At 69.7% G+C, this 20112-nt stretch carries 20 protein-coding genes; 10 read left to right on the top strand and 10 right to left on the bottom strand.

Features of this window, described 5'->3' with window-relative positions:
* Nucleotides 1-92 precede the first annotated feature (92 nt).
* Entirely contained in the window at nucleotides 93-686 is a 594-nt protein-coding gene (locus ICN82_RS01825; RefSeq protein WP_193179200.1) for a VPLPA-CTERM sorting domain-containing protein, read from the bottom strand.
* A 160-nt stretch (nucleotides 687-846) separates the two neighbouring features.
* On the opposite strand from ICN82_RS01825, the gene ICN82_RS01820 reads away from it, so the two are divergent.
* The 7 genes from ICN82_RS01820 (at nucleotide 847) to ICN82_RS01790 (ending at nucleotide 6770) form a co-directional block, all read left to right on the top strand.
* A complete protein-coding gene (locus ICN82_RS01820) occupies nucleotides 847-1287 on the top strand; it encodes a tellurite resistance TerB family protein (RefSeq protein ID WP_193179125.1) in 441 nt (146 codons plus the stop codon).
* A 156-nt stretch (nucleotides 1288-1443) separates the two neighbouring features.
* Nucleotides 1444-2241, top strand: coding sequence for an ABC transporter ATP-binding protein (locus tag ICN82_RS01815; RefSeq protein WP_193179124.1), 798 nt, complete (start codon nucleotides 1444-1446; stop codon nucleotides 2239-2241).
* A gap of 31 nt (nucleotides 2242-2272) precedes the next feature.
* Complete coding sequence (locus ICN82_RS01810) at nucleotides 2273-2992, top strand: transporter substrate-binding domain-containing protein (RefSeq protein ID WP_193179123.1); 720 nt, start codon at nucleotides 2273-2275, stop codon at nucleotides 2990-2992.
* Nucleotides 2993-3034: 42 nt separating this feature from the next.
* Nucleotides 3035-3916: an ABC transporter permease gene (locus tag ICN82_RS01805; RefSeq protein WP_193179122.1), complete on the top strand. Its 882-nt coding sequence runs from the start codon at nucleotides 3035-3037 to the stop codon at nucleotides 3914-3916.
* The gene (locus tag ICN82_RS01800; RefSeq protein ID WP_193179121.1) at nucleotides 3913-4752 is read left to right on the top strand and encodes an ABC transporter permease; all 840 of its coding nucleotides are present in this window, start codon (nucleotides 3913-3915) and stop codon (nucleotides 4750-4752) included. Before ICN82_RS01805 ends, ICN82_RS01800 begins: the two co-directional genes overlap by 4 nt.
* 1 nt (nucleotide 4753) lies before the next feature.
* The gene (locus ICN82_RS01795; protein WP_193179120.1) at nucleotides 4754-6049 is read left to right on the top strand and encodes a glutamine synthetase family protein; all 1296 of its coding nucleotides are present in this window, start codon (nucleotides 4754-4756) and stop codon (nucleotides 6047-6049) included.
* 16 nt (nucleotides 6050-6065) lie between these two features.
* The gene (locus ICN82_RS01790; protein WP_226898214.1) at nucleotides 6066-6770 is read left to right on the top strand and encodes a type 1 glutamine amidotransferase; all 705 of its coding nucleotides are present in this window, start codon (nucleotides 6066-6068) and stop codon (nucleotides 6768-6770) included.
* A 132-nt stretch (nucleotides 6771-6902) separates the two neighbouring features.
* On the opposite strand, the gene ICN82_RS01785 is transcribed toward ICN82_RS01790, so the two are convergent.
* Nucleotides 6903-8108: a DegT/DnrJ/EryC1/StrS family aminotransferase gene (locus tag ICN82_RS01785; protein WP_193179119.1), complete on the bottom strand. Its 1206-nt coding sequence runs from the start codon at nucleotides 8106-8108 to the stop codon at nucleotides 6903-6905.
* A 171-nt stretch (nucleotides 8109-8279) separates the two neighbouring features.
* Between ICN82_RS01785 and hisB the strand changes: the two genes are divergently transcribed.
* Both hisB and hisH read left to right on the top strand, forming a co-directional pair.
* Entirely contained in the window at nucleotides 8280-8867 is a 588-nt protein-coding gene (gene hisB / locus ICN82_RS01780) for an imidazoleglycerol-phosphate dehydratase HisB (RefSeq protein WP_193179118.1), read from the top strand.
* Nucleotides 8867-9505 (top strand): imidazole glycerol phosphate synthase subunit HisH, encoded by a 639-nt coding sequence (gene hisH / locus ICN82_RS01775; RefSeq protein WP_193179117.1) that lies wholly within the window; start codon nucleotides 8867-8869, stop codon nucleotides 9503-9505. Before hisB ends, hisH begins: the two co-directional genes overlap by 1 nt.
* A 30-nt stretch (nucleotides 9506-9535) precedes the next feature.
* Here the strand turns inward: hisH and ICN82_RS01770 are convergent, their stop codons facing one another.
* The 3 genes from ICN82_RS01770 to pheS form a co-directional block, all read right to left on the bottom strand.
* Nucleotides 9536-9856: a cupin domain-containing protein gene (locus ICN82_RS01770; protein WP_193179116.1), complete on the bottom strand. Its 321-nt coding sequence runs from the start codon at nucleotides 9854-9856 to the stop codon at nucleotides 9536-9538.
* An 86-nt stretch (nucleotides 9857-9942) separates the two neighbouring features.
* The gene (locus ICN82_RS01765) at nucleotides 9943-10224 is read right to left on the bottom strand and encodes a YrhK family protein (RefSeq protein ID WP_193179115.1); all 282 of its coding nucleotides are present in this window, start codon (nucleotides 10222-10224) and stop codon (nucleotides 9943-9945) included.
* Nucleotides 10221-11300 (bottom strand): phenylalanine--tRNA ligase subunit alpha, encoded by a 1080-nt coding sequence (gene pheS / locus ICN82_RS01760; protein WP_193179114.1) that lies wholly within the window; start codon nucleotides 11298-11300, stop codon nucleotides 10221-10223. Before pheS ends, ICN82_RS01765 begins: the two co-directional genes overlap by 4 nt.
* Before the next feature lie 164 nt (nucleotides 11301-11464).
* Here pheS and ICN82_RS01755 point away from each other — a divergent pair, with 164 nt between their 5' ends.
* On the top strand, nucleotides 11465-11776 hold the full coding sequence (locus tag ICN82_RS01755; protein WP_193179113.1) for an ETC complex I subunit: 312 nt from the start codon (nucleotides 11465-11467) through the stop codon (nucleotides 11774-11776).
* A 334-nt stretch (nucleotides 11777-12110) separates the two neighbouring features.
* Here ICN82_RS01755 and ICN82_RS01750 read toward each other — a convergent pair.
* From ICN82_RS01750 to ICN82_RS01730, 5 genes are all read right to left on the bottom strand, one after another.
* Nucleotides 12111-12868, bottom strand: a protein-coding gene (locus tag ICN82_RS01750) for an IS5 family transposase (RefSeq protein ID WP_193179112.1) whose coding sequence is annotated in 2 segments (ribosomal slippage) — nucleotides 12111-12544 and nucleotides 12544-12868 — 759 coding nt in all. Because the reading frame shifts where the segments join, the coding sequence is not laid out codon by codon here.
* Between the two features lie 369 nt (nucleotides 12869-13237).
* A complete protein-coding gene (locus ICN82_RS01745) occupies nucleotides 13238-15331 on the bottom strand; it encodes a hypothetical protein (RefSeq protein ID WP_193179111.1) in 2094 nt (697 codons plus the stop codon).
* Nucleotides 15332-15334: 3 nt separating this feature from the next.
* Nucleotides 15335-18118, bottom strand: a complete 2784-nt coding sequence (locus ICN82_RS01740) for a DUF4159 domain-containing protein (RefSeq protein WP_193179110.1) — start codon at nucleotides 18116-18118, stop codon at nucleotides 15335-15337.
* The gene (locus ICN82_RS01735) at nucleotides 18118-18987 is read right to left on the bottom strand and encodes a DUF58 domain-containing protein (protein WP_330998948.1); all 870 of its coding nucleotides are present in this window, start codon (nucleotides 18985-18987) and stop codon (nucleotides 18118-18120) included. The genes ICN82_RS01740 and ICN82_RS01735 overlap by 1 nt, the downstream gene beginning before the upstream one ends.
* Before the next feature lie 61 nt (nucleotides 18988-19048).
* Complete coding sequence (locus ICN82_RS01730; protein WP_193179109.1) at nucleotides 19049-20056, bottom strand: AAA family ATPase; 1008 nt, start codon at nucleotides 20054-20056, stop codon at nucleotides 19049-19051.
* Nucleotides 20057-20112 lie beyond the last annotated feature (56 nt).

The following is a 20112-nucleotide window of genomic DNA, read 5'->3' as shown; positions in this document are numbered from 1 at the left end:
CCGAAACATCCTGACGCTAGGGCATCCATCCGTTTCCGGCAAGCATGGCCTTCCATGCCCGGCCCCTGCGGGGCGCATGCGGGGGCCCCGGATCAGCCCCGGCGGCGCAGCAGCACCAGCGCGCCCAGCCCCCCGGCAAGAAGGATCACCCCCGCAGGCAGCGGCACGGCGGCGGGAATCGAATATTCCACCAGCATGGCGCGGCGATCATCGATGCCGATGTCGTTCCAGCCCGCGCCGTACCATCCCAGCAGGTAGTCCTCGTCATTCAGGTTGTTGGGCTCGCCCGGATTCCAACCCGCGAAAAGCCCGTTGCGGGCCGCCCCGGAGGGATCGCCCTGCCAGAAGGCCAGGCCCGCCTCGGGGCCTGCCACCCATTCCCAGGTTCCTTCCGCAGCGGCATCCGAACCACCCAGCCAGGCGGTCACCCCGGCCGGGTTGAGGATCGTGTCCAGGAACGCCCATTCCGCCGCCGTGGTGACCGTGGCCAGATGCCCGGCCAGACCCTCATGCGACCGCGCCGCCGCCGCCGCCAGCGCATCATGGAAGCTGAAATCGCCCGCGACCAGTTCATAGTAATGACCGTTCTGCGCCCATTGCAGCGGCGCCGCCCCGGCCGGGACAGCCGCCAGCCCCCAGGCGAAGGCCCCGCATGCCAGAAACCGAATCGATGAATGCTGCATCATGCCACCCCCAGTTGCACCTGTCTCCGCAATGGCATGGCCGGGGCGCCGCTGCCTATCGCGACCTGTTCTCAAGGTTAAGTGACGGTAACGGAGGGCGCCCCGGGGGCCATGGCGCGGAAACGCCCTTGGCGGCGACGGGCAAAGGCCTTAGGTCACTCCCATGTTCGGTGATCTGCTCAAATCCCTGCTCGACCCGGCGCCCGCGCGCCTGCCCGAGCCCGATGCGCGGCTGGCGCTGGCGGCGCTTCTCGTGCGGGTCGCCCGCTCCGATGGCGAATATGCCGAGATCGAGGTCGCGCGCATCGACAGGGTGCTGGCGCGGCAATACGGGCTGTCGCCCTTCGAGGCCGCGCGGCTGCGCGGCGATGCCGAGGAACTGGAGCGGCAGGCACCGGACACGGTGCGCTTCACCCGCGCGATCAAGGACGGCGTCGCCTATGAGGACCGCGAAAGGGTGATGGAGGCTTTGTGGGAGGTCGTGCTGGCCGATGGCGCGCGCGATGACGAGGAAGATGCCCTGCTGCGCATGGTGGCGAACTTCCTCGGCGTGAACGACCGCGACAGCGCGCTGGCCCGGCAACGCGTCGAACGCCGCCTCTGACCCCCGGCCGGGCGGCGCCCGGGCCGCCGCGGCACGGTGCGGCCCCCTCCCCGCCGCTCGGCGCACCGGCTTGTGCCCGGCAAAGCGGCACCTGCCCGGAATTTCCGCCACGGCCACCATTCCGGCCCTTGCGCAATTGTCCCAAGGCTGACGTAAATGGGCGCGGGCCACAGGAGTCAGCGCGTGAGCGAAACGCCGGTCATCGAGATCAGGGAATTGCACAAGGCCTACGGGCCGCTGGAAGTGCTGAAGGGCGTCTCTCTGCGGGCCGAGCGGGGCCATGTCGTGTCGCTGATCGGGTCCTCGGGATCCGGCAAGTCGACGCTGCTGCGCTGCTGCAACCTTCTGGAGGACAGCCAGCAGGGCGAGATCCTCTTCGAGGGCGAGCCGATCGCCTGGCGGGGCCATGGCGCGGCGCGCCGTCCCGCCGATGCGAAACAGATCCGCCGGGTGCGCACCAGCCTGTCCATGGTGTTCCAGCAGTTCAACCTCTGGGCGCATATGACGGTGCTGCAGAACGTGATGGAATGCCCGCTGACCGTGCTGGGCGAGGACCGCGCCGAGGTGGAGGCGCGCGCCCGCGCCCTGCTGGAGCGGGTGGGAATCGGCGACAAGTGCGACGTCTACCCCGCGCAGATGTCCGGCGGCCAGCAGCAGCGCGCCGCCATCGCCCGGGCCCTGGCCATGCGGCCGCGGGCGCTTCTCTTCGACGAACCGACCTCGGCGCTCGATCCCGAGCTGGAGCAGGAGGTGGTCCGCGTGATCCGCGACCTTGCCGACGAGGGCCGCACGATGATGCTGGTCACCCATGACATGCGCATGGCGCGCGACATCTCGGACCATGTCGTGTTCCTTCACAAGGGCCTGATCGAGGAGGAAGGGCCGCCCGCGCAGCTCTTCTCCGCGCCCAGATCCGAACGGCTGCGCCAGTTCCTGGCCGCGACCGCCGCCTGAGACCCCGAGAAAGACAAACAGGGAGACTTCCATGAAAAAGCTGCTTCTGGGCACGGTCCTTCTGACCGCCACGGCCGGGATGGCCGCCGCGCAGGACGTCGTGCGGATCGGCACGGAGGGCGCCTATCCTCCGTATAACTTCATCAACGATGCCAACGAGGTGGACGGCTACGACATCGACGTGGCCAACGAGGTCTGCGCCCGCGCGGAGCTGACCTGCGAATGGGTCACCAACGACTGGGACAGCATCATCCCCAACCTCGTCTCGGGCAATTACGACGCCATCGCGGCGGGCATGTCGATCACCGACGAGCGCGACGAGGTCATCGACTTCACCCAGGCCTATTACCCGCCCGACCCCTCCGCCTATGCCGGGCTGGACGAGATCGACGTGACCTCGGCCGTGGTTGCCGCGCAGGCCGCCACCATCCAGGCCACCCATGTCGCCGAAAGCGGCGCGACCCTGGTGGAATTCGCCACGCCCGATGAATCCGTCGCCGCCGTGCGCAACGGCGAGGCCGATGCCGTGCTGGCCGACAAGGGCTTCCTCGTGCCGATCGTCGAGGAGGATCCGGACCTGGTCTTCATCGGCGAGGACGTGATGCTGGGCAAGGGCATCGGCATCGGCCTGCGCGAAAGCGACACGGAGCTGAAGGAGAAGATGGATGCCGCGCTGGCCTCGATGAAGGAGGACGGCAAGATGGCCGAACTTCTGGAGAAGTGGTTCCCCGGCATGGACCCGGATTTCTGAGGAGCCATGTGCGCCCGGGCCTGACCCGGGCGCGCCGTCGCGATGTTCGAATTCTGCACCGCCCCCTCCGCCCTGGACGACCTGCGCTGGATGGCCTGCTACCTGACCACGGGCAAGCAGATCGCCTTCTACTGGTCCTTCGGCACCGTGCTGCTGCTGCTGGCGGTCACGGCGCCCGCGGCGCTGGCCTTCGGCTTTCTCGGCGCGCTGGCCTCGCGGTCGCGCGTGGCGCCGCTGCGTTGGCTGGGGACGGCCTATACCTCGATGGTGCGCGGCATTCCCGACATCATCTTCTTCCTCTTCGTGCCGATCGCGCTGGACCAGGGGCTGGAATGGCTGCGCCACAAGGCGAAATGCCCCGACTGGGACCAGCCGGTGCGCCAGGGCAGCGACTTTCTCGTCTGCGCCGAGGCCAAGCTGCCGCTGAACACCGCGCCGCAATGGGTGCATGAAAGCTATGGCTTCGCGCTGGCGGTGCTGGCCTTCGCGGTGGTCTTCGGCGCCTTCGCCGCCAATGTTCTCTCGGGGGCGATGCGGGCGGTGCCGCGCGCCCAGATCGAAACCGCCGAGGCCTATGGCATGAGCCATTCCCAGGCCGTCTGGCGGATCCTCGTGCCGCAGATGTGGATCTATGCCCTGCCGGGCCTGTCGAACCTGTGGCAGATCCTGGTCAAGGCGACGCCGCTTCTGTTCCTGCTGGGCGTGCAGGACATCGTCTACTGGGCGCGCGAACTGGGCGGGTCCAAGACCTCGACCTTCGCCTATCCGCATCCCGACTGGCGTCTGTGGTACTTCCTGGGGCTCCTGGTCTTCTACCTGGCGCTGACCTCGCTGTCCGAGCGGGTCTTTGCCCGGCTGTCGCACCGGCTCAGCCTCGGCCAGGCGACGGCGGCGGGCGAGAAGCACAGAAAGGCGGCGGCATGAGCTGCGCGGGCGTGATCGAGGCCTACGGGCTGCGCGCGATCGGCATCGGCGAACGCCTGCTGCCGCGCAGCGACTTCACGCTGTGCGACCAGGTGGTGCTGATCGGATCGGGGCTGATCTGGAACGTCTATTTCGGGGCGCTGGCGCTGCTCTTCGGATTCTGCTTCGCCACGCTGCTGGCGGTGGCCCGGACCTCGGACCACCCGCTGCTGCGCCGGCCTGCCGACTGGTTCGTCTTCGTGTTCCGCGGCAGCCCCCTGTTCATCCAGTTCTTCATCGCCTACCAGGCCTTCGTGCTGCTGCCGCGCGAGGGGATCGAGTTCAATCTGGGGCTGGTGGAGATCACTGCCCAGACGCGCTGGCTGACCAAGGCCTGGGCGGGGGCGCTGATCGTGCTGTTCCTCAACACCTCCGCCTATTCCGCCGAGATCTTCACCGGCGCGCTGCGCGCCATCCCGAAGGGCGACCTGGAGGCGGCGGAGGCCTATGGCATGGGCCCGTTCCAGAAATTCCGCCGCGTGACCTTCCCCACGATGCTGCGGCTCGGCTGGCCCGCCTATACCAACGAGGCGATCTTCCTGTTCCATGCCACGACGCTGGTCTTCTTCTCGGGCTTCCCGGCCTGGCAGCAGCAGGGGGATGCGCTGTATTATGCCAGCTATTTCGCCGACAAGACCTTCAACCCCTTCATCCCCTATCCAATCGTCGCGGGGTATTTCGTGATGCTGACCCTCTGCGTGATCGGGCTGTTCGGGGCGGCGAACCGACGCCTGAACCGCCACCTCGCCCCGTCGCAGCGCCCGCGCCTGCGCATCCGGCCGCAGCTGGTGCGCTGAGATGGAGGTGGAGACCACCGCGCTGCGCGTCGCCTGCGCCGATCTGAACGGGCAGATGCGCGGCAAGCGCCTGCCCGGAAGCGCCGCCGCCCGGATCGAGTTCCAGGGGCTGCGCATGCCGCTATCGACCCTGTCGCTGGACGTGCTGGGCCATGCGGCGGAAACCGGCCCCGCCGATGGCGACGGGCAGATGCGCGTGACCGAGCGCGGGCCCGTGCCCATGCCCTGGCTGGTGCAGCCCTCCACGCTGATCCCGATGTGGATGTTCGCCGATGACGGCCGCCCCGCGCCCACCTGCCCGCGCCACGCCCTGGCGGCGGTGATCGCGCGCTGGCACCGGCGCGGCTGGAAGCCCCGCGCCGCCCCCGCGATCGAGGTGATGCTGGTCGATGATACCGGCGCCGCCCTCGCCCCCGCCCTCGCCCCCGACAGCGGCCGGCCGCTGCGCGCCTCGCAGGCGGGCAGCGTCGCCCAGCTGGATGCCTTCGCCGCCTTCTTCGATGACATCTACGACGGCGCCGAGGCGATGGGGATCGCGCTGGACGACACCGTCTCGGGCGCGGGGCTGGCGCAGTTCCGCATTGCCCTGGCGCCTGCCCCCGCGATGCGCGCCGCCGATGACCTGTGGCTCCTGAAGGCGCTGATCCGGGGCACTGCGCGGGCCCATGACATGGCGGCCTGTTTCCTGGCCAAGCCCTTCGAGGACCAGCCGGGCAACGGGCTTCATGTCGGCTACTGGGCCGAGGGCCCGGGGGGCAATGTCTTCGACAACGGGCTTCTGGCGGGATCGGGGGTGATGCGCCAGGCGGTGGCGGGCGGCCTGTCCTGCCTGCCCGGCGCGACGCTGCTTTTCGCGCCGCACGAGACCAGCTATGCCCGCTTCGTTCCCGGCAGCCTGGCGCCGACCTCGGCCAGCTGGGGCTACGAGAACCGGTCCTGCGCGCTGCGCATCCCCGCGGGCGATCCGGCCGAGCGGCGCATCGAGCACCGCGCCGCCGGGGCCGATGCCAATCCCTACCTGGTGATGGCCGCGATCCTCGGCGGCGGCATTGCCGGGATCGAGGACGACCTGGCGCCGCCCGAGCCGGTGATCGGATCGGCCTATGACCAGCGGGTGCTGCAATTCCCGATGGACTGGGACGCGGCGATCGAGCGGTTTTCCGGCTCGCCGCGCATGGCCCGGATCTTCCCCGCGCCGCTGATCGAGACTATGTCGGCGGTGAAACGTCAGGAACAGCATCAGCTTGCCCGGTTCTCCGCGGCCGAGACGGTGATGATCCTGATGGATGCCGTCTGAGCTTCGGAGTGTTTCCATGACTGCCCCCCGCCCGCGCATCGGGATCCTGAAATGCGGCCATGTGGCCGAAAGCATCGAGACCGCCCACGGCACCTATACCGAGTGGTTCCGCGACTTCCTCGGGCCGCAGGGCTTCGACATGCCGGTCTGGGCGGTGGTCGACGGCGAATTCCCCGACAGCGTCGAGGCCTGCGACGGCTGGCTGGTGACCGGCTCGCCGCTGGGCGCCTATGAGGACCACGCCTTCATCCCGCGGCTGGAGGCCTTCCTGCGCGAGATCCGCGCGGCGGGCAGGCCGCTGGTCGGCATCTGCTTCGGCCACCAGATCATCGCCCAGGCCTTCGGCGGCAGGGTGATCCGGCATCCCGGCGGCATCAAGATCGGGCGGCAAAGCTACGAGGTCGAGGGGCTGGGCAGGCTGGCGCTGAATGCCTGGCATGGCGACCAGGTGGTGGAAGTGCCCGAGGGGGCCGAGATCATCGCCACCGGCGAGGACGTGCCGGTGGGGGCCATGCGGATCGGCGACCGGGTGCTGACGCTGCAGACCCATCCCGAGATGACCAATGCCTGCCTGCTGGGGCTGGTCGATCTGCGCCGCGACACGGGCATCTTCGCCCCGGGACAGGTGGAGGCGGCGGAGGCCGCCGCGGACGAGCCGGTGGACAGCGCCCGCGCGGCGGAGTGGATCGGCGATTTCTACCGCCGCGCCCTGGCAGGGTAAGCCCCCTTCCGCGCGGCGACGGGAAAAGCGCGGCGCATTGCCTGAAATGCTGCGCCGGACCAGACGGATCGGCACCCGGCCCCGGGCCGGGAGAGCCCCCGGCTCGAGGCCGGGGGAGGACGGTGCGGGGGATCAGCCCATGACCTCTTCGGCGGCCGCGACCAGCGCATCGGCGATCAGGTCGAGTTCCGGCAGGGTCAGCCGCGCGGGCAGCCGCGTGTCGCAGGCCGACATCAGCATCGCCCGCGTCTTCGGCAGATCGGGCAGATCGCCGAGGAACCGCCAGTTCCAGAAGGCCCGCGCATTGTCCTCGGAAAGCCCGAAGATCTGCACCGCGACGCCCCGCGCCTTCGCCGCCGCCATGAAGCCCCGCGCCTGCGCCTCGTCCATCCCCGCGAGGTTGAACTGCAGCGAATCCGGCGCCCGCGTCTCGGGGCCGAGGCAGGGCGGCACGTCCAGCCAGGGCGACAGGTTCAGCCGCGCCGCCACGTAATCATGGTTGCGCAGCCCGTCGCGGACCCGGCGCGGCAGCTCGTCCAGCTGCGGCCGGATGATCGCCGCCGACAGGTTGTTGAGCCGCGTGTTGTAGAGCGGCAGGCGGTTCTGCCACGCGGAGACGATCTCCGCCACGAGCCCGTGCCTGGCCCAGTTGTGTTCATAGGCGCCCGACATGATGACGGCGCGCGCGATCACCTGCGGATCGTCGGTGACGAGGATCCCGCCCTCGCCCGCATTCAGCATCTTGTAGGACTGGAAGGAGAAGCAGCCGACGCGGCCCAGCGTCCCGATCTTCTTGCCGTGCCAGAGCGTGCCCAGCGAATGCGCGGCATCCTCGATCACCGGCACGCCCTTCTCCCCGGCCAGCGCCAGGATCGCATCCATGTCCGAGGTATGGCCGCGCATGTGCGAGATCAGCACGCAGGCGATGTCATCGGTGAATTTCGCGGCGAAATCCGCCATGTCGATGCGGTAATCGGCGCCGACCTCGACCAGCACCGGCACGCAATCGGCATGGACCACCGCCGAGGGCACGGCGGCGAAGGTGAAGGCGGGGATAAGCACCTTGGCGCCGCGCGGCAGATCCAGCGCCTTCATCGACAGGAACAGCGCGGCCGAGCAGGACGCCACGGCCAGCGCATAGGTGCTGCCCATCATCTGCGCGAAGTCCTGCTCCAGCAGGGTCACCGGCGCCGCGTCGGAAGTGTAGCGGAACAGGTCGCCCGAGGCGAGAAGCCGCTCCACCTCCTGCCTTGCGGCCGCGGGGATCGGCTCGGCGTCATAGACATTCGGGGCCAGGACCGGGGCGGCGGCAAGGGACGGGGCGAGATCTTCGGGCATTTTCGGGTTTCCTGAAAGTCTGTTTCGGGAAAACCGTAAACCGGATTCGGCCGCGGATCCATGACGCGACATGCCGCGCCCGCCCCGCGGCGGCAGTGATGCAGCCACGACACAGGGGCCTTTCCCTCCGCGCCGCCAGCGGCTAGAGGGGGCGCGCAGGAGGACGTTCCGATGCGCCAAGCCACGATCACCCGCAAGACCGCGGAAACCGACATCACCCTGAGCGTCGATCTCGACGGCAGCGGGGCCTATGACGTGAAGACCGGGGTCGGGTTCTTCGACCACATGCTGGACCAGCTGGCCCGGCACAGCCTGGTCGACCTGACCCTGCGCGCGGAAGGCGACCTGCATATCGACGATCATCACACGGTGGAGGATTGCGGCATCGCGATGGGCCAGGCGCTGTCCCGGGCTGTCGGCGACAAGCGGGGCATCCGGCGCTACGGCTCCTGCCACCTGGCGATGGACGATGCGCTGGTGCGCGCCGCCTTGGACCTGTCGGGCCGGCCTTTTCTGGTCTGGAACGTGGATTTTCCGACCGAGAAGATCGGCAGCTTCGACACCGAGCTGGTGCGCGAGTTCTTCCAGGCGCTGGCGACCCATGGCGGCATCACGCTGCATGTCGACCTGCTGCACGGGGTCAACAGCCACCATATCGCCGAGGCGGCCTTCAAGGCGGTCGCCCGCGCCCTGCGCGACGCGCTGGAAACCGATCCGCGCAAATCCGACGCCATCCCCTCCACGAAGGGCATGCTGTGATGCTGACCGTCCTGATCGACTACGAATCCGGAAACCTGCATTCCGCCGAGAAGGCGTTCCAGCGCATGGCGCGCGAAACCGGCGCGGGCGAGGTTCTGGTCTCCTCCAGCCCCGATGACGTGGCCCGCGCCGACCGGCTGGTGCTGCCGGGCGACGGGGCCTTCCCCTCATGTCTCAACGGGCTGAAAAGCTATGCCCGGGTCCATGAGGCGATGGCGGAGGCCGTCACCCGCCGGGCGGTGCCCTTCATGGGGATCTGCGTGGGCATGCAGATGCTGGCCAGCTGGGGCCGCGAATACGAGGACACGCGCGGCCTGGGCTGGATCGAGGGCGAGGTGGTGCGGATCGCCCCCGCGGATCCGGCGCTGAAAGTGCCGCATATGGGCTGGAACGACCTGGTGATCGATGGCGCGCATCCGGTTCTGGACGGCGTGGCGACGGGCGATCACGCCTATTTCGTCCATTCCTACCAATTCGTCCCCGAACGGCCGCAGGACCGGCTGGCCCATGTCGATTACGGCGGCGAGGTCACGGCGATCGTGGCGCGCGACAATGTCATCGGGCTGCAGTTCCACCCCGAGAAGAGCCAGGCGCCGGGCTTGCGGATGATCGCGAATTTCCTGACCTGGCGCCCCTGATCCCGCGCCCGCGCCCGGCGCGGGCGCTGCTCAGTGCAGCCGCGTGTCCTGCCGCGCCGGGTCGATGACCAGAAGCTCGGCATGCTCCAGCGCGACGGCATGGCAGGCCGTCCCGGCCGGGACGACATGCATCTCCCCCCGTTCCAGGACGATGCGCTCCGCGCCGGTCTCGATCTCCAGCCGGCCGCGCAGCACATGAAAGAACTCCACGGCGGCGGGAAACGGGTCGCAGGCCTCCCCTGCCCGCAGCCGCAGCCGCCGCAGCGGCCGGCCGTTGAATTCGCCCGGCTCCGTCCTCTCGGTGAAGGCTGTCATCCTGTCGGCCAGGTCGACCGTCTTGACGTTGCTCAATTCCGTCCCCCCCGGCCCGGGTTGCCCCGGTCCACATCGTTCATTGTCAGGCTACCACGGAACAAAGGAGGAACTCCAGCGCCCTGTCACCGGTATCGCTCGGCAAGATCCTCGGCATCGCCCATGGCAGCCAGCTTGATCTCGCGCCAGAGGCGGATCGCGGGCTTCAGCGCGAAGCACAGCGACCCGACCAGGAACAGCCAGGTGCCCGCCGTCATCAGCGCCTCGGAGAAGAAGAAGACCGAGCCGATGACAAAGCACAGCGCCGCGGCGAAATCGACGACGGTATAGGCCAGCTCGAACGCGGCATAGAGGCGCCGCTTCTCGGGGCCGCCCCTGCGGTGCTCCGTCTCGAAAAGTCGGCTCACCGGCTGAGACCGCCCTGCAGCGTCGGCATGTCGAGGGCGGAGAACCCGTAATGGCGCAGCCAGCGCAGATCGCTGTCGAAGAAGGCGCGCAGATCGGGGATGCCGTATTTCAGCATCGCGATCCGGTCGATCCCCATGCCGAAGGCAAAACCCTGCCACTGGTCGGGATCGATCCCGCCCGAGCGCAGCACATGCGGATGCACCATGCCCGATCCGAGGATCTCCAGCCAGCCGTCGCCCTCGCCGATCTTCAGGCTGCCGCCTTCCCAGGAACAGCGGATATCGACCTCGGCGGAGGGTTCGGTGAAGGGGAAATGCGAGGCGCGGAAGCGCAGCTCGACATCATCCACCTCGAAAAAGGCGCGGCAGAACTCCTCCAGCACCCATTTGAGATTCGCCATCGAGATGTCCTTGTCGATGGCGAGCCCCTCGACCTGGTGGAACATCGGCGTATGGGTCTGGTCGTAATCGGCACGGTAGACGCGGCCGGGCGCGATCACCCGGATCGGCGCGCCGGTCTTCTGCATCGCGCGGATCTGCACGGGCGAGGTATGGGTGCGCAGCACATGCGGCGGGCGGTCGTCGCCCTCGGCGCGGTGCATGTAGAACGTGTCCATCTCCTGGCGCGACGGGTGGTGCCCGGGGATGTTCAGCGCGTCGAAATTGTACCAGTCGCTTTCGATCTGCGGGCCCTCGGCCACGGCAAAACCCATATCGGCGAAGATCGCGGTGACTTCCTCGGTGACCTGGCTGATCGGGTGGATGGTCCCGCCGCGACGCGCCGCCGCGCGGCCCGGCAGCGTCACGTCCAGCCATTCGGCGCGCAGGCGCTCGTCGAGCGCGGCATCGGCCAGCGCCGCCTTCTTCGCCGCCAGCGCCGCATTGATCTCGTCCTTCAGCGCATTCAGCGCGGGACCCGCCACCTGGCGCTCCTCGGGGCTCATCCGGCCCAGTTCGCGCATCTTCAGGCTGATTTCGCCCTTCTTGCCGACCGCCTGCACCCGCAGCGCCTCGAGCGTCTCCTCGTCGCCCGCTCCGGCGATCAGCCCAAGATATTTTCCGCGCAACTCGCTCATGGCCGCCTCATCCTTCAAGCTCCGCCCCCCGCTACCCAAAGGGGCCGCGGTTTGCAAGCGCGCCCGCCCCGGCGCGGCGGAGCCGCCGGATGCGTGCAATCGGAATCATCCGTTGCCCCGCGCCCGGGCCGGGCCTATATCTGCGGCAACCGCCGGAGGACAGGATGCGCGCACGAATCTACCAGCCAGCAAGGACCGCGATGCAATCGGGCATGGCCAGGACCAAGAGCTGGATCCTCGATTTCACCCCGGCCTCGGCGCGGGAAGTCGATCCGCTGATGGGCTGGACCTCCTCTTCCGACACGCAGAGCCAGGTGCGGCTGAGCTTCGAGACGAAGGAAGCGGCGCTGGCCTATGCGGAGGCGCATGGCCTGGACGTGCAGGTCACCGACCCCCACCGGCGCAAGCCCAATATCCGCCCGCGCGGCTATGGCGAAAACTTCGCCAGCGACCGCCGCAGCGCCTGGACCCATTGATCCTGTTGTAGATCGGGATCAAGTTGCGGCCGAATGGGCCACGAGATCCGGCCGAGGTCTGTTTTGAAGGGCGTGAATGTACCCGCCTTCAGTCAGCTTCGCGGGTATTGCTTTCGGCATCTGGTCCAGTGAGACGCTTCGACCGACCATAAGCTCTCGGATGGACTGGCTCGGACGGTGCGCATGCTGCGCTTGTCGAAGCCACTTAAATGAGAGGCCGATCGCTTCGGCGAGGCGAGTCGGAGAAAGCAGATGAATGCGCAAACGCAAGCATAAGTCTGCGCAAGGGGTGTCAAGGGCGAAACGTACCGCCCGGTGTCTCTAGGCTCAGGACTCATAGCCAGTAGACGACGGTAGCGGGGAGGGCGATGGCTGAGAGGAAGACCTTCGGGCATCGGTCGTAGCGCGTGGCAACGCGTCGCCAGTCCTTGAGCCTGCCGGACATGATCTCGATCCGGTTTCGACGTTTGTATCGGCGCTTGTCATACTTCACCGGCGCCTTCCGCTGCTTCCGTCCGGGGATGCAGGCACGTATTCCCTTGTCTTTCAGGGCTTCTCGGAACCAGTCGGCGTCATAGCCGCGATCCCCGAGCAGCCAATCGACGTCCGGAAGACTGTCGCACAACGCGCGCGCGCCGATGTAATCGCTCACCTGCACTGCCGTGACGAATAGGGCAAGCGGACGTCCCTGGCTGTCGCAGATGGCATGAAGTTTCGTATTCATGCCACCTTTGGTCCGTCCGATCAGGCGGCCACGCCCCCCTTTTTAACGCCCGGACCGGACGCCGTTCGGTGGGCCTTCAGATAGGTGGCGTCGGTCATCACGGTCTTCTTCTCGCCGTGTTCGCCAGCCAGCCCCGCCATCATCTTTGCAAAGATCCCCCTCTCGCTCCAGCGTTTCCACCGGTTGTGGAGCGTCTTGTGGGGGCCATAGTCCTTCGGCGCATCTCGCCAACGCAACCCATTTCGATTGATGAATACAATCCCGCTCAGGACGCGCCGATCATCAACACGAGGCTTGCCATGGGACTTCGGGAAATAGGGCTCCAGACGCGCCATCTGCGCATCGCTCAGCCAGAAGAGATCAGACATATCACCGCTCAGTTTTCACGCGGTGAATCATGCCCTTCCGCTGAGATCAATGGGTCCTCAGCCTAGCACCCGGTCCGAAATCCAACGAACACCTCTGGTTCAGCGGGCCTGGTCGAACCACGTCGAGAGACACGCGGATCGATCCCGGCCGGGGCGCAGGCAAGACGCTGGCTGCAGCTCTTCCCTGTCCCGGCCCGGGTCCACGGCTCTCCGCCTTGCACCGGGGGCCGGAAGCGCAGGATCTCCCGCAGGCCTCTCCTGTCTCCCGGCCCGGAGAACAGGCCAGGCGCGAACCGCGGAGCCTTCAGGGGGGGCAGGTCAGTTCCTGCGCCCCCGCCCCCCAAGCCTCCTCCCCGGCGCGGGACCGGCTCAGGCGGCCGGGCGGCGGCGGCGTCCCTCGAGCAGCCAGGCGCCGGTGATCAGCGCCGCGGCCAGGGCCAGGAAGGCCCAGGAGGGCAGCAGCGGCGCAATCCGCAGATCGGCGGTCACATAGGCCTCGCGCGGGGTGATCCCGATCCAGCCCCGCCCGGCGGCAGGCCGCCCCGGACCCACCGCGCGCAGGTCGGGCATCCCCTCTTCCAGCGGCATCACGCCGCCGCGCATCGCCCCGACCAGAGGCGCCACGGCTTCGCCCGTGGCGATCGTCTGCTCGAATTCCCGCGGCGCCGAGGGCCCCAGCGCGATCACCGCATCCATCGTGCCGTCGGTGATGCGGTAGAGGCCGATCCCCGGCGCCTCCAGCTCCGCCTCGAACCGCCCCGGGCTGACCTCCTGCGGCGTCAGCTGCCAGTTCCGCCCGTCCGGGCCGGTCACCGTCATCTCCGCGGCGGTGTCGGCCAGGGTGCGGCGGATGACGGTCATCGACTGACCCTCCGCCTCGGCCCAGAGCGCCTCCTCCTCCAGTTCGGGCTCCTTCATCATCCAGTGGGCCAGCCGCCGCAGCAGCTCCAGCTGCGGACCTCCCCCCTCGAAGCCGCGATCCCACAGCCAGGCCTGGTCCGAGGCCAGCAGCGCGACGCGCCCCTCGCCCATCCGGTCGAGCACCAGCAGGGGCTTGTCCTCGGGGCCCGACATCACCGTCTCGCCCGATTTCGGCGCCAGGTCGATCATCCGGAACCAGCGCCCCCAATGCGGCCCCGCCGTCCCCGGCTGCGCCGCCTCCGCGCCCCAGGCATCCAGCCCCTCGGTCACCGGGTGGCGGCGGCCCAGATCGGTCAGCTGCGGCAGGTAGCCCTGTTCATAGACCCGCGCCGTGGGTTCGGCCGGGATGATCTCGGCCAAGGGCGAGCGGTAGATGGAGGCGGCCCCGGCGAAATCGGGCCCGGCCGCGACCAGCACCGCGCCGCCATCCATCACGTATTGGCGGATATTGTCGAGATAGATCACCGGCAGGATGCCGCGCCGCTTGTAGCGGTCGAAGATGATCAGGTCGAATTCGTCGATCTTCTCCAGGAAGAGTTCCCGCGTCGGGAAGGCGATCAGCGACAGTTCCGTGACCGGCACGCCGTCCTGCTTTTCCGGCGGCCTGAGGATCGTGAAATGCACCAGGTCGACCGAGCTGTCGGATTTCAGCAGGTTGCGCCAGGTGCGTTCGCCCGCATGGGGCTCGCCCGAGACCAGCAGCACGCGCAGCCGGTCCCGGACGCCGTTGATCTGCAGGACGGCGGCATTGTTGCGGTCGGTGAGTTCCCCGGGGCTGGTCTCCAGGGTGAACTGGATCACGTTCATCCCCCCATGCGGCAGCACCACGGGCAGATCGATATCCTGGCCGACCGGCACGCGGTAGCTTTGCGGCTCGCCGCCATCGAGCGACAGCGAGAGCGTGGCGGTCCCGCCCAGCCCCGGGGGCACCCGGCCCTGGTCCTCGATCCGCAGCGTCAGGTGGAATTCCTCGCCGAGGATGGCGAAGGCGGGGGCGTTCCTGACGATCAGCCGGCGGTCCCAGTCGGCCGCATGGCCGGTCTGCAGCAGGTGAACCGGCGCCGGGACGGCGGGCATCCGGTCCATGTCGTGGATCTGCCCGTCCGAAATCAGCACCACCCCCGCGATGCGCGCGCGCGGCTCCTCCGCCAGCGCCTCGGTCAGCGCCTGCATCGCCAGCGTGCCGGCATCCCCCGCCCCGTCGAGCAGGCGGATCTCGCGCAATTCGGTATCGGGGCGGGCGGCAATCTCGGCGCGCAGGCCCTCCAGCGCCGCCGCGCTCTGGGCGGCGCGGTCCGAAAGCTGCTGGCTGGCCGTCTCGTCGATCAGCGCGATCACGATATCCGACAGCGCCCGGCGGTCCTCCTGCTGCAGCGAGGGATTGGCCGCCGCCGCCAGAAGCGCGACCGCCGCCAGCGCGCGCAGCCACCAGCCCGACAGCCGGAACACCGCCGCGAAGATCACCAGCCCGGCGGCGATCCCGCCCAGGATCCAGAGCACCAGGACGGGCACCAGCGGCGCGAGGATGATCTGGTCGGTCATGGCTCAGTTCCCCAGCCGGTCGAGCAGGGCCGGCACATGGACCTGGTCGGATTTGTAGTTGCCGGTCAGCACATGCATCACCAGGTTGACCCCGAAGCGATAGGCGACCTCGCGCTGGCGCTCGCCGCCCAGCCCCGAGCCCACGCGCAGCATCGGGCGGCGGGCCTCGTCGGTGGCCCAGGCCCCGGCCCAGTCATTGCCGCCGATCACCACCGGCGTCACCCCGTCATTGAGGTCGCGGAAGGGCATGCCCTCCACCGCGCTTGCATCCGGCGGCGCCGCCTCCACCCAGACCTCGCGGCCGGCATAGCGGCCGGGGAAATCCTGCAGCAGGTAGAAGGCGCGGGTCAGGACATGATCCTGCGGCACCGGCTCCAGCGGCGGGATGTCCAGCCCGGCGGCGATCTCCTGCAGGCGGCGGCCCTCGGGGGTAGTGCCGCCGAAGCCCGCGACATCGGCATCGCGCGTGTCGAAGACGATCATGCCGCCGGTGCGCAGGTAGCGGTTCAGACGTCCATAGGCCTCTGCCGAGGGCAGCGGCTGATCGGCGGTGACCGCCCAGTAGATCAGCGGGAAGAAGCTCAGCTCGTCGGTCTCGATGTCGATCTCGGTCGGGTCGGCCGGTTCGATCGAGGTGCGCGCGTAAAGCACATCCGACAGCCCGGCCAGCCCGGCACGGGTGATCTCGTCGACCTGCGGATCGGAGCTGCGCACATAGGCCAGCGTCACCTCCGAGGTCGCCGCCACCGCCCGGGCATCGGCCTGCGCCTCCTGCGCCCGCGCCTGCGGCGGGGCCAGCGCCACCGCGCCCGCCAGCAGGATCGCCGCCGCCGGACCCGCGCTCCGGCGCGGACGCGGCAGCTTGCCCGACAACGCCATCGAAGCCAGCAGATCGGCCAGAAGCAGCAGCAGCGCCGCCATCAGCACGGCGCCCTTCAGCGGCGTCTCCTGCCGGATCTCCAGCCCCTCGACGGGGATGCGGTCGGGCCAGGCCGCGGGGACCAGCACGGTATCAGACCCGATGACGTTCAGCGCCAGGCGGCGGTCCTCCCCGGCATAGAGGCCGGGCGGCATGTCGGGGGCGGGCCGCCCGGCCGCAAGCCGCTCGCCCGGAACGCCCGCCATGGTGCCCGCCTCGCTGGCCGTGCCGAACCCGTCCAGCACATCCTCGGGCACCCAGGTGGTGCCCGCCAGCGCCTCGGGCGCCGGGCGTTCGGCCCCCGCCGCGACCGACAGCCGTTCCAGCATCGACATGAACAGGCCCGACAGCGGCAGCGACGACCATTCGGCATTGGCGGTGACGTGGAACAGCACCACCTGCCCCTCGCCCAGGGGCTTGCGCGTCACCAGGGGCGTGCCGTCCTGCAGCGCGGCGATGGTGCGCTCCGCCAGGTCGGGATCGGGCTGGGCCAGCACCTGCGCCGTCACGGCGACCTCCCCGGGGATGGCAAGCCCGGCAAAGGGCGACCCGGCCTCGAAGGGCATCAGCGTCTTGGGCGCGCCCCAGCTCATCGCGCCGCCGACCGACCGGCCGCCCTCGCGCAGCCGCACCGGCATCAGCGGGTCCTCCTCGGCGCGGCTGACATCCGAGGCGGCCAGCCGCGGCCCGGCAAAGCGCAGCAGCATCCCGCCCGCCTCCACCCAGTCGCGGATCGCCGTCTCCTCCGCCGGGGAGAGCCGCGCGACATCGGCCAGGATCAGCACGTCGGGATTGGCCAGAAGCATGTCGGACAGGTCCGACTCGATGAGATCCGCATCGGGGGCCAGCGCCTGGCGCAGGTAGTGCAGCGGCGAAAGCAGCTCGAACCCCTCGCCGTCGCCCTGCCCCGACAGCAGCCCGATCTCGCGGCGGCGCAGCCCGTCATCGGCCAGGCTGACCGCCCCGGCCGAGCGCAGCCCGGCGATCTCGAACCGCGTGACGCGATTGCGCAGCTCGGCAGGCAGGCTCAGCCGGATCTCCGCCTGCTGCGCCCCGGGCGCGAAGCTGCCTTCGGCGCGGGCCAGCACCTGCTCGGTCCCGGCCGGGTCGCGGCCGCGCACATCGACGGCGACATCCTGCGCGCCCTCCGCGCGGGCGCGGATCGCCTCCAGCACGATCGCGCCCTCCTCGTAGCGCGCCGGACGCAGCGCCAGCACCGGGCGGGGCCCTTCGAAGACCCGCACCGCGCCGTGATCCTCCAGCGCCGCCAGAAGCGCGTCGCGGCCGTCGCGCGCCAGCCCGTCCGACAGCCAGAGCGTGTCGAACGCCCCCTCCGGCAGTGCCCCCGCCCAGTCCGCGACCGCCTCGGGATCGGGCTCCCAGGGGGCGGGAACCAGCGCGGGAAGCCGTTCCAGCCAGGCCTCCGCCGCCTGGAAGGCCGGTGCCGCCGCCCCGGGATCGCTCAGCACCGCGACCGCCGCCGGGCGGCCGTCGCGCGCGGCCTCTGTCAGCGCAGCCTCGGCGCGGTCGATGCGCCGCGCCCAGTCCCCGGCATCCGCCCAGGTCCCGTCCAGCAGCACCAGGACCGGGCCGCCGCCGCCGCCGCCCTGGGCGGGGTTCAGCACCGGCCCGGCAAAGCCCAGGATCACCAGCGCCACCGCCGCCAGGCGCAGCAGCAGCAGCCACCAGGGCGTGCGGTCGGTCTGGCTCTGCCGGTCATCCAGCCCCAGCAGCAGCGCCACCCCCGGGAAACGGCGGCGCACCGGCGCGGGCGGCACCGCGCGCAGCACCAGCCACAGCAGCGGCAGCGCCAGGAGCGCAAGTAGGAGCGCCGGGGCGGTGAATCCCAGGGGGCCGAGGGTCAGCATCAGCGGGTCTTCTCCATCGCGCCGTAAAGCCACAAGAGCGCCGATTGCGCGCTCTGGGCGGTATGGTGGCAGTCGAATTGCCAGCCGGTCAACCGCGCCAGGTCGGAAAGCCGCGCCTTGCGCTCGGCCAGCCGGTCCAGATAGCGCGCCCGCAGATCCGCCGCCTGCAGGGTCTCATGCGTGACCCCGCCGCCCATGCTCTCGAAGACGGTGCGCCCGCCGAAGGGAAAGGCCTCCTCCTCGGGATCGAGCACCTGCAGGAGCGCCCCGCGCACCCCGCGATCCGCCGCCCGGGTCAGCGCCGTTTCGACCGGTTCGAAAGGCCCCATGAAATCCGAAACGAAGAGCGCGCGGGATTTGGCCATCATCCCGCGGATGTCGGGCGCGCCGTAATCGCCGCCCTGCCCCGCCAGCAGCCCCTCCGCCAGGCGCAGCAGCTGGATGCCGCCGCTGCGGGGCGGCACCTCGAGCCCGGCAAGCCCCACGCGTTCGCCCCCGCGCAGCAGCAGGATCGCCACTGCCAGGGCGAGGGCCCGGGCGCGATCCGCCTTGGGCGGCATGCCGCGCGAGGCGAAGCCCATCGACTGGGCAGCATCGACCCACAGCAGGACGGTCTGGCTGGCCTGCCATTCGCGGTCCCGGATGAAGGACTGGTCCGACCGGGCCGAGCGGCGCCAGTCGATCAGCCGCGCCTCGTCGGTGGCCTGGGCCGGGCGGTACTGCCAGAATTCCTCGCCCGTGCCCGGGCGGCGGCGGCCATGCGCGCCCAGGAGCATGTTCGAGGCCAGATGTTCGGCATCCGCCAGAAGCGGCGGTAGCGCCCCGGACAGCCCATGCGCCTCGCGGCGCAGATCGGCCGGGCTGCGGATCACGGCGTCGCCTCGGCGGGGCACGCGCTGGAAAGCGGGGCGGTATTCCGGCCGGGATCGGTCATGCCGCGGCCTCGCTGCGGGTGGCGCGGGCGGCGACGTCGCGGATCAGCTGGTTGAGGTTCTGCCCGCGGGCGCGCGCGGCAAAGCTCAGCTGCATCCGGTGCGTCAGCACCGGCACCGCCATGCGCGCCACATCCTCCGCCGTGGGCACCAGCCGCCCCTCCAGCAGCGCCTGGGCGCGCACGGTCAGCATCAGCGCCTGCGCCGCGCGCGGCCCCGGCCCGAAGGCCACCGTGTCGCGCACCGCCTGGGGGGCATCGGGATCCTCGGGGCGGCAGGCGCGCACCAGATCCAGGATCGTCTCCACCACGGCCTCGCCCACCGGCATGCGCCGCAGCAGCGTCTGCGCCGCGATCAGCTTCTCGGCGGTGAAGACCTGGCTCGACTCCGCCTCCGACACGCCGGTCGTGGCCAGGAGGATGTCGCGTTCGGTGTCGCGATCGGGATTGGGCACGTCGATCTGCACCAGGAACCGGTCAAGCTGCGCCTCGGGCAGCGGATAGGTGCCCTCCTGCTCGATCGGGTTCTGGGTCGCCAGCACGTGGAAGGGCTGTCCCAGCGCATGTTCGGCGCCCGCGATGGTCACGTGCTTCTCCTGCATCGCCTGCAACAGCGCCGATTGCGTGCGGGGGCTGGCGCGGTTGATCTCGTCGGCCATCAGGAGCTGGCAGAAGACCGGGCCGCGGATGAAGCGGAAGGCGCGGCGCCCGTCCTCGGCGGTTTCCAGCACCTCCGAGCCCAGGATGTCGGCGGGCATCAGGTCGGGGGTGAACTGGATGCGGTTGTCCTGCAGCCCCATGACCTTGCCCAGCGTGCCGACCAGCCGGGTCTTGCCCAGCCCCGGCAGGCCGATCAGCAGCCCGTGCCCGCCGCACAGAAGCGCCGCCAGCGTCAGGTCGACGACCCGTTCCTGGCCGATGAACCGCTTGGTGATGCTGGCCTTGGCCGCCGCCAGATCATGTCCGAGATCCTCGATCTCCTGCACCAGGTCGGTTTCATCGGACATGATTTTCTCCTATTGCGGGCTATGGTTCCATCATAGAGCCACGTCTCCGGGCAGTT

The sequence above is a fragment of the Mangrovicoccus algicola genome (assembly GCF_014903745.1).
Taxonomy (GTDB): domain Bacteria; phylum Pseudomonadota; class Alphaproteobacteria; order Rhodobacterales; family Rhodobacteraceae; genus Mangrovicoccus; species Mangrovicoccus algicola.
The sequence above is the reverse complement of the archived record's forward strand: the minus strand, read 5'-3'. Positions and strand labels throughout refer to the sequence as shown.